This window comes from Paenibacillus zanthoxyli JH29, assembly GCF_000520715.1.
Lineage (GTDB): Bacteria > Bacillota > Bacilli > Paenibacillales > Paenibacillaceae > Paenibacillus_AQ > Paenibacillus_AQ zanthoxyli.
On record NZ_ASSD01000292.1, the window covers coordinates 1 to 533 of the forward strand.

At 59.5% G+C, this 533-nt stretch carries 1 protein-coding gene; it reads right to left on the reverse strand.

The window, feature by feature from the left end; translation table 11 throughout:
- The coding region (locus tag L691_RS28585; protein WP_036736584.1) for a helicase-related protein at positions 1 to 533 on the reverse strand (533 nt) is incomplete at both ends.

Consider the following 533-nt stretch of genomic DNA (forward strand, 5'->3'; position numbering starts at 1 on the left):
CGACACCAGCGCCACGCCGAAGCGCTCGCGCATCCGGTGGATGCAGGAGAAGATCTTCTGCGCGTCGATGGTCATGTCGACGAGCTCGCGCTCATCTGTGCAGGAGCTGCAAATGCCGCAAGACTTGTCCCCATGGGCCTCGCCGAAATAGTCCAGCATGGCGCTTCGCAGACACCGGGTTGTATAGCAGTATTCGATCATCTGCTGGAGCTTGCGGTAATCATTTGCTTTACGTTCCGAGTCCTGCGGGTTCTGTTCAATCAGGAACTTCTGGGTCATGATATCCTGCGCGCTGAACAGCAGGATGCACTGGCTCGGCTCGCCGTCCCGCCCCGCGCGGCCCGCTTCCTGCACATAAGCCTCCATATTCTTCGGCATATTGTAATGGATGACATAACGCACATTCGACTTGTCGATCCCCATGCCGAAGGCGTTGGTCGCGACCATCACGCGGATATCGTCGTACAGGAACGCCTCCTGGCTCTCCGCCCGCTCTTCGTCGCTCATGCCGGCATGGTAGCGGCCCGCCGCGA